This window comes from Mesorhizobium sp. M2A.F.Ca.ET.037.01.1.1, assembly GCF_003998075.1.
GTDB lineage: Bacteria > Pseudomonadota > Alphaproteobacteria > Rhizobiales > Rhizobiaceae > Mesorhizobium.
Map to the genome: position 1 here is coordinate 1 of NZ_RZSA01000207.1, position 7,971 is coordinate 7,971.

General features: G+C 66.7%; 6 protein-coding genes. 3 read left to right on the top strand and 3 right to left on the bottom strand.

Features of this window, described 5'->3' with window-relative positions:
- The 3 genes from EOA27_RS12870 to EOA27_RS12880 form a co-directional block, all read left to right on the top strand.
- A partial coding sequence (locus EOA27_RS12870) for a tetratricopeptide repeat protein (protein ID WP_127256331.1) occupies nt 1-418 on the top strand: 418 nt, incomplete at its 5' end.
- Nucleotides 419-752: 334 nt separating this feature from the next.
- On the top strand, nt 753-1,424 hold the full coding sequence (locus tag EOA27_RS12875; RefSeq protein ID WP_126063591.1) for an LON peptidase substrate-binding domain-containing protein: 672 nt from the start codon (nt 753-755) through the stop codon (nt 1,422-1,424).
- Nucleotides 1,425-1,597: 173 nt separating this feature from the next.
- Nucleotides 1,598-1,846 carry a Trm112 family protein gene (locus EOA27_RS12880; RefSeq protein ID WP_126080388.1) on the top strand — a complete coding sequence of 83 codons (249 nt, stop codon included), beginning with the start codon at nt 1,598-1,600 and terminating at the stop codon, nt 1,844-1,846.
- Nucleotides 1,847-2,145: 299 nt separating this feature from the next.
- On the opposite strand, the gene EOA27_RS12885 is transcribed toward EOA27_RS12880, so the two are convergent.
- From EOA27_RS12885 to EOA27_RS42095, 3 genes are read right to left on the bottom strand one after another with little or no spacing between them, the layout of a single operon-like run.
- On the bottom strand, nt 2,146-5,478 hold the full coding sequence (locus tag EOA27_RS12885; RefSeq protein ID WP_126080389.1) for an error-prone DNA polymerase: 3,333 nt from the start codon (nt 5,476-5,478) through the stop codon (nt 2,146-2,148).
- Entirely contained in the window at nt 5,475-6,965 is a 1,491-nt protein-coding gene (locus tag EOA27_RS12890) for a DUF6504 family protein (protein ID WP_127256334.1), read from the bottom strand. Before EOA27_RS12890 ends, EOA27_RS12885 begins: the two co-directional genes overlap by 4 nt.
- Nucleotides 6,907-7,899, bottom strand: a complete 993-nt coding sequence (locus EOA27_RS42095; protein ID WP_126080391.1) for a hypothetical protein — start codon at nt 7,897-7,899, stop codon at nt 6,907-6,909. Before EOA27_RS42095 ends, EOA27_RS12890 begins: the two co-directional genes overlap by 59 nt.
- Nucleotides 7,900-7,971: the final 72 nt, after the last annotated feature.

Genomic DNA, 7,971 nt, shown 5'->3' on the forward strand with positions numbered 1-7,971 from the left:
CTTCCGTGTCGCCGGCTTGGGCGAGATCCTGTTCGATGCCGGCGACACGGAAGGCGCCGAGGCGGTGCTTGCCCGGGCGCCCGAGGACAAGAAGGACGCGCCGGCGCTGGCGGCGCTGCACGCCAAGATGACGCTGGCGGCGGAAGCGGCCGCGCTCGGCAATCCGGCCGAATTCGAGCGCCGGCTCGCCGCCAACCCGGCAGACCATCAGGCGCGCTTCGACCTGGCGATGATCCAGAACGCGCGCGGCGATCGCAATGCGGCCGCCGACAATCTGCTGGCGATCGTCAAGGCCGACCGCAGCTGGAACGACGACGGTGCCAGGGCGCAGCTGCTGAAGTTGTTCGAGGCCTGGGGAATGACCGACGAGGCAACGCTGGCGGCGCGCCGCAAGCTGTCGTCGCTGCTGTTCTCGTAGAGCATTTTGGCGTTTCACAGAAACGCGAAACGCCCTAGGTATTTGTTCTGACGCAATTCCGGACGAAGGCCGCTGCGCACTTGTCCCGGAATAGCGCTCAAAGCGCGTCGCGATCTTCCAGATTCGCTCCATGCGCTTTAGGTTTTGATTTTACGCATGTGTTTATCCCGTTCCCACTTTCGGGAGACATGCTTTGAAGTTTTTTGCCGGCTGTCGCGGCCGGCAGGCTTGAGCGGAGGAGTGCCAGCGCCAGATAAGGGCTGTGCCGATCAAGAGGGTGCGAGAGGAGATTGCAGGGTGATGCGCTTGCCGGCGTTGCTTCGGGAGGGTTGCGGTGCGCGTTGGTAACGCACTCTACCGGCTGGCCAAGGATCTGCCGCCGGCAATCCCGGTGTTTCCGCTCGCCGGCGCGCTGCTGCTGCCCGGCGGCCGCATGCCGCTCAACATCTTCGAGCCACGCTATCTGCAGATGATCGACCAGGCGATGGCCGGCTCGCGGCTGATCGGCATGATACAGCCGAGCCTCGACGGCGCATTGCGCGACGACGGCGAGCCGGAGCTGTGCAGCGTCGGTTGCGCCGGGCGCATCATCTCGCTGGCCGAGACGGGCGACGGCCGCTACCTGATCTCGCTGCAGGGCGTGTGCCGGTTCCGCATCGTGCAGGAGCTCGCGGCGAAGGCGCCGTTCCGGCAGTGCAAGATCATGCCGTTCCTGGCTGATCTCGAGGAGGACCCGGCCGCCGCCGAGATCGACCGGCCGGCGCTGCTCAAGGCGTTTCGCGCCTATCTGCAGGCCAACGACCTCGAGGCCGATTGGGAAAGCGTCAGCCGCGCCGAAAACGGCATGCTGGTCAACGCGCTGTCGATGATGGCGCCCTACGGGCCGGCCGAGAAACAGGCGCTCCTGGAAGCGCCGGACCTCAAGACGCGCGCCGAAACGCTGATCGCCATCACCGAGATGACGCTGGCGCGCGAGGATGACGAGTTTGGGTCCAGTCTACAATAAGTGTATTGATATTCAGGTGAGCCCGGCCTGCGAACGGCGGCTTCCTGCGCTTCCGGTGCTCACGTACTTCAAGTACGCTCCGCTCCGGTTCTCGGAATCCACCGTTCTCGACTCGGCCTGACCTGAATCTCAACACACTTAGGGCCGGGGGAATTGGACAATGGAAAAGTGCGATGCCAGCGGACGGACGTGACGGACGAAAAGCCGAGGTCGACCCGAAGCTGCTGGAACTGCTGGCCTGCCCGCTGACCAAGGGGCCGCTGACCTGGGATCCGGAGCGCAGCGAGCTGGTCTCGCGCGTGGCGAAGCTCGCCTATCCGGTGCGCGACGGCATACCGATCATGCTGCCTTCGGAGGCGCGCACGATCTCGGCCGAGGACATGCTGGCGCCGCCAACGCCGCGGCTCGGCGGGCCTTCGTAGATTTCACCCCCGCCGCCACTTCCGAAAGAATGCCGCGAACTTTCGAGGCTGGCAGGACGACCCCTCCTGTCGTCATCCCAGGGCGGAGCAGCCGCGAAGCGGCGTCGCGGAGACCCTGGGATCCATGCCGTGACGCTAGCTACGAAGTGCAACGGAGCAGAATTCTGCACCGTAGCGGCGCTCGCGGGTAACGGCATGGATCCTCTGGTCTGCGCTGCGTCGCTTCGCTCCTTGCTTCGCCCAGGATGACGAAGGCGTTTTTCACTCCCGCCGCGTTCCCTGTTGTGCTGGAAATCGCCTCACTGAAAATTGCGCCCTTTCGGCATGACCTGTTGTGCGGCACCCGACAGGGCTTCAAGATTCTGATGGACCGGCAGGCCACCGCTTGCGTCGGCCTTTGATCCAACCGGCCGTTCGGCGGACTCGATGACCGGGCGATTGGCGGACTCCAGCAGCACGCTCAGCCAGGAGGTCAAATCCTCGATCCTGTCGGCGACGATGTGAATGACGTTTGATTCATGCTGCAGCTTGCCGGTGACGCGGATGAAGCGGGCGCCCATCACCACCGGGCGGAAGCGGTCGAAGACGCGCGGCCAGATGATGACGTTGGCGATCGATTTTTCGTCCTCCAGCGTAAGGAAGATGGCGTTGCCCTTGCCCGGCCGCTGGCGGACCAGCACGAGGCCGGCGACGGAGACGCGGCGGCCGTCGCGCACCGACGGCAGCTGGGCGTTGGGGGTGATGCCGGCGTGGGTAAGCCTTTCACGCAAGAAGGCGACGGGGTGCTCCTTCAGCGACAGGCCGAGCGAGCGGTAGTCATGCACGACATGCTCGCCGAGCGGCATTTTCGGCAGTTTCGTTTCCGGCTCCAGCTCGCGCAGGCGAAGCGACGGCTGGTCGAACAGCGGCAGCTTCTCGGCGGCGCTCCTGCCGTCTAGCGCCCGGACTTCCCAGAGCGCGGCGCGGCGGTCCAGGCCGATCGAGCGGAACGCGTCGGCCTCAGCCAGTCTTTCGATCTCGCCGACATCGAGGCCGGAGCGCAGCCAGACATCCCTGACCGATCGATAGCCGCTACCGCGCTGCGCGACTAATATATCCATGCGCTCCTCCGACAGGCCCTTGATCTGGCGAAAGCCGAGGCGAACGGCATGCGCTGTCTCGATGACGTCGCGCATCGAGGCGTGGCGCTCGAGGATGCGGGACGGATCGAAGGCGGTGGCCTCCAGGGTGCAGTCCCAGACGGAATGATTGATGTCGACCTCGCGCACCTCGACGCCATGGTCGCGCGCGTCGCGGACGAGCTGGGCGGGCTGGTAGAAACCCATCGGCTGCGCGTTCAGGATCGCGGCGCAGAAGACATCCGGGTAGAAGGTCTTGAACCAGCAGGAAGCGTAGACCAGGAGCGCGAAGGAGGCGGCGTGGCTTTCGGGAAAGCCGTACTCGCCAAAGCCCTCGATCTGCTTGAAGCAGCGCTCGGCGAACTCCTTGTCGTAGCCATTGCCGACCATGCCGTCGATCATGCGCTGGCGGTAATTGCCGATCGTGCCGGTGCGCTTGAAGGTCGCCATGGCGCGGCGCAGCTCGTCGGCCTCGCCCGGCCTGAAGCCGCCGGCGACGATGGCGATCTTCATCGCCTGTTCCTGGAAAAGCGGCACGCCCAGCGTCTTGCCGAGGATCTTCTTGAGCTCCAGGCTGGGGTAATGGACCGCCTCCTTGCCCTGCCGCCGACGCAGATAGGGGTGGACCATGTCGCCCTGGATCGGGCCGGGGCGCACGATCGCCACCTCGATGACGAGATCGTAGAAATTTTCCGGCTTGAGACGCGGCAGCATCGACATCTGCGCGCGCGACTCAATCTGGAAGACGCCGAGCGTGTCGGCCCTCTGGATCATGGCGTAGACGTCCTCATGCTCCTCGGGAAGAGTGGCGAGCACGTAAGGCCGTCCAAACGGATCCCGCGCCCCCGGATAATGGTCGGTGAGCAAGGTGAAGGCGCGCTTCAGGCAGGTCAGCATGCCGAGCGCCAGCACGTCGACCTTGAGGATCTTCACCGCGTCGAGATCGTCCTTGTCCCACTCGACCATCTTGCGCTCCTCCATCGCCGTCTTGACGATGGGGACGACCTCGTCGAGCCGGTCGCGGGTGATGACGAAGCCGCCGACATGCTGGGAAAGATGGCGGGGAAAGCCCATGATCTCGTTGGCGCGCTCCAGCACCTGGCGCGACAGCGGATCGGTGCGGTCGAGGCCGCCGGCATTGGCTTCCCTTTCGCCGAGCTCGGAGGTCGACCAGCCCCAGATGGTGCTGGACAGCGCGCTGCGGACATCCTCCGACAGGCCCATGGCCTTGGCCACCTCGCGCAGAGCGGAGCGGCCGCGATAGCTGATGACGGCGGCCGCAAGCGCCGTGCGCTTGGCGCTGTATTTGTCGTAAATATAGGCGATGACCTCGTCGCGCCGCTCATGCTCGAAGTCGACGTCGATGTCAGGCGGCTCGTTGCGCTCCTCCGAGATGAAGCGCTCGAAGAGTGTGTCGATGCGCTCGGGGCCGACTTCGGTGATGCCGATGCAGAAGCAGATGATCGAATTGGCGGCCGAGCCGCGGCCCTGGCAGAGGATGTCCTTGCTGCGGGCGAATTTGACGATGTCGTGGACGGTCAGGAAGTAGCGCGCATAGTTCAGCCGCTCGATCAGCGCGAGCTCGCTGTCGATGCGTTCCAGCACATATTCGGGAACGCCGGCCGGATAGCGCCTGACCGCCCCTTCGCGGGCCAGGCGCTCGAGCTCGGCCTGCGGCCCGAGGCCGGATTCGGTCGGCTCGTCCGGGTAGTTGTATTCGAGGTCGCTGAGCGAGAAGGTCAATTCGTCGGCGAAGCGCAGCGTCTCGGCCAGCGCTTCAGGGTGACGGCGGAAAAGGCGCGCCATCTCCAGCGGCGGCTTCAGATGGCGCTCGGCATTGGCGGTCAGCTCCAGCCCGACCTCGCAGACCGGCGTGTTGAGGCGGATCGCGGTCAGCACATCCTGCAGCGGGCGGCGCTCGGCGGTATGATAGAGCACGTCGTTGGTCGCCATCAGCGGGATACGCGCATGCTCGGCCATCGCCGCTGCCTGCTCGATGCGGAAGCGGTCATTGCCGCCATAATCCGGCGCCACGGCCAATCGGAGCGCCGCGCCGAAGCGATCTTTAAGCCGGCTAATAAATTCCAGATTGCCTCCCGCGCCGCCGGACAGATTGGGCAGGATCGCCAGCGACATCCGATCGCCCCATTCGAGCAGGTCGTCGAGCTCGAGCAATGTCGCGCCCTTCTCGGTCTCGTCGCGCAGATTGGCTTGGGTCAGCATGCGGCACAGATGCCCCCAGCCCTGGCGGTCGCGGGGATAGGCGAGGATGTCCGGCGTGCCATCGCCGAACACTAGGCGGCAGCCGGGATGATAAGGCATCTTCTCCACCTTGGCCTGCTGCCAGGCGCGCACGACGCCGGCGACCGTATTCCTGTCGGCAAGCCCGATCGACGAAAAACCGTAGAATTTCGCCGTGACCACCAGCTCCTCGGGCTTGGAGGCGCCGCGCAGGAAGGAGAAATTCGAGCTTATGCCGAACTCGGCATAGGGGATGGCGGTCAGCGCGTTCATGCGAACACCCCATGCATATACCAGCGCGGCGAGGCGGCCTGGGGCGCGTTGCCGTAGAGACCCTGGCGGTAGAGCCAGTAGCGGCGTCCCTCGCTGTCCTCTATGCGATAATAGTCGCGGGTCGGCGCCTCTTCCTCGCCGGGCAGTTGCCGCCACCATTCGGCGGCGATGCGTTCCGGCCCCTCGGCGCGGGCGACGCGGTAGAGCGCGCGCCGCCAGCGGAAATTCATCGACGGTCCTTCCGGGATCTCGGTCGCCGGCACCTCGACCGGCTCGGGCGAGCGGAACAGGCGCACCGGCCGCTCCGGCGGATAGATGGTCATCGGCGGGGCTGTTCGGGGTGGCGCCGCCCGCCCGGCCGCCGGCGCGCGCCTTTGCGGCGCTTCGGCGAAAGGCACGCTCTTGACGGCGCGCTCCGGCAGATGGCTCTCGACAACAACCGGCTTCAGCACGGCAGCCTCGCCGAGGCGGGCGCGGACGCGGTCGGCGAACAGCGCGATGTCGGCGTCATCATCCTCCGCCTCGCCGGTGAGGTTGCCCTGAACCAAGTCGAAGGCGGCGACCGACAGCACGGAAAGCCGCACGAGGTCGAAGCCGAAGCCGGCGTCGATATTCTGCTCCAACGCGGTGAGCCGCTCATGGAACAGTCTTTGGATCAGCCGCGGCTCGCGCATCGGGCGCGAGGTGCCGACGGCGATGCGGCTGACGGCGCCATCGACGCGAAAGAGAAGCAGCGCCAGCGTCCTTGCGCCTTCGCCGCGCCGTTCGAGGTCGGTCTTCAGGGCGACGGCAAGCCGGCTTATGAGCCGCTCGATGTCGTCGGTGAGCATGACCGGCTCGGCAAGATGGCGCTCGACCGAGAGCGGCGCGACGGGAAGGCGCGGCGACACGGCTTCGTCGAGGCGGCCGAGCGCCTGGTCGAGGCGCAAAAGCAGAGTGGCGCCGAAGCGGCGGGCGAGCGGCGCGCGCGGTGCCGCCATCACCGCGCCGGCGGTGCGCAGGCCTACACTTTCCAGGAGGGCGCGGGTCTCCGGCGCGATGCGCAGCGCCGACAAGGGCAGGGGCGAAAGCAGCGCCTCTTCCTCGCCGCCGGCCACGATGCGGTTGCCGTGGAAGCGCGCCGCCGCCCAGGCGGCGCCCGGCGTCGAGGCCAGGCCGGCGCGGACGTCAAAACCCTGCTGGAAGAAGCGGGTGAGGATCTCGTCCTGCATGGCGCGCTCGCCGCCGAACAGATGCGTGCAGCCGGTGACGTCGAGGAACAGCCCGTCCTCGCCGTCGATCGCCACCAGCGGCGTGTAGCGGTCGCACCAGTCGGCAAGGCCTTCGAGCAGGCGGCGGTCGGCTTCCGGGTCGGCCTCGACCACGTCGATCGAAGGGTGCATGGCGCGGGCATCGGCAATGCCCATGCCGCGTTTCAGCTTCAGCGCCTCAGCCCGCTCGTCGAGGGCTGCGATGCGCTGGGTGTTGTTGTCGCGATGGCTGATCACCAGAGGCAGGTGATCCGACGGCCGGGAACGCCAGGATCGCCCCAGACGCTGGCGCAGGATCCGCTCCGCGCTGAGATGCGGGAACCACAGCGACAGGATTCTCTGTTTTTTCCGCAAAAGCGTGCTCATTTGGGTTCCACTCCAGTGTGAATTGTCCGGGCAGGGCCGTGCGGCTCTTGCCGATATCGACCTTGAAAGCAGGGCGGCCGATCGAGCCGGCGAGCGGTCCGGCGACCGTCTCGCGGCTTGCCGAAGGCGCCGCCGAGACGATGAGGCGCACCGGTGCGGCGGTTGGATCGGCCTCGCCCGCCTGGCGCAGCAAAAGCAGTGGACGGCCGGCATTCTGGGCGCGGGCGTGCAGCCGGCGCGTGGCGGTGAGGTCGAGAAGCCGCGGGCTGCCGCGGATTTCGAGGATGACCGCGGCGAAGGCCGTCATGCGGGCGGCCTCCTCGGCGATCCACAGCGCGTCGAGCAGTTTCGGCGCCTCGGAAAACAGCAACTGTTCCGGCTCGATGCCGAACAGGGCATGAAGGCCCCTGGCGTAGGGCAGGCCGGCCTCGTGGAAGATTTCCGACGTGCCGACCCAGAGGATCGGCAGACCCTGCTTCTCCTTGAGGCTCAGGCTTACGAGCGACAGCGCGAAGCCGGCGACCGCGCCGGCATCGCGGGTCTCCAGCCCATGGATCTCGCTGAGCGCCGCCCTGGGCAGGCCGCCGCCAAGGGCGGTGTCGAAGCGCTCGATGCCGGTATGCAGGAAGGCACCCGGCGAGGCCACCGCGAGGCCGCGCCGGACGATCGTCCTGTCCGACCTGCCGGCATGGGCAGGCGCGCTCCCGGAGGGCGCCTGCAGGCGCTCGGGCAGCGTTCCCTCGATCTTCGCGATCTGGCGGCGCAGGGCAAAAACAGTGTCCCGCGCCACGGCGCTCATCGCCATGACGTTCACTTCCGGCAGCAATTGTTCCTGTTATGTTCTTATAGATTCCAGAGGCGCCCGGAAGAGTCAAGC

Excerpts from the sequence above, each read along its gene's own strand:
- EOA27_RS12880 (WP_126080388.1), top strand. The coding sequence starts at position 1,598 with ATGCCAGCGGACGGACGTGACGGACGAAAAGCCGAGGTCGACCCGAAG.
- EOA27_RS12885 (WP_126080389.1), bottom strand. The coding sequence starts at position 5,478 with ATGAACGCGCTGACCGCCATCCCCTATGCCGAGTTCGGCATAAGCTCG.
- EOA27_RS42095 (WP_126080391.1), bottom strand. The coding sequence starts at position 7,899 with ATGGCGATGAGCGCCGTGGCGCGGGACACTGTTTTTGCCCTGCGCCGC.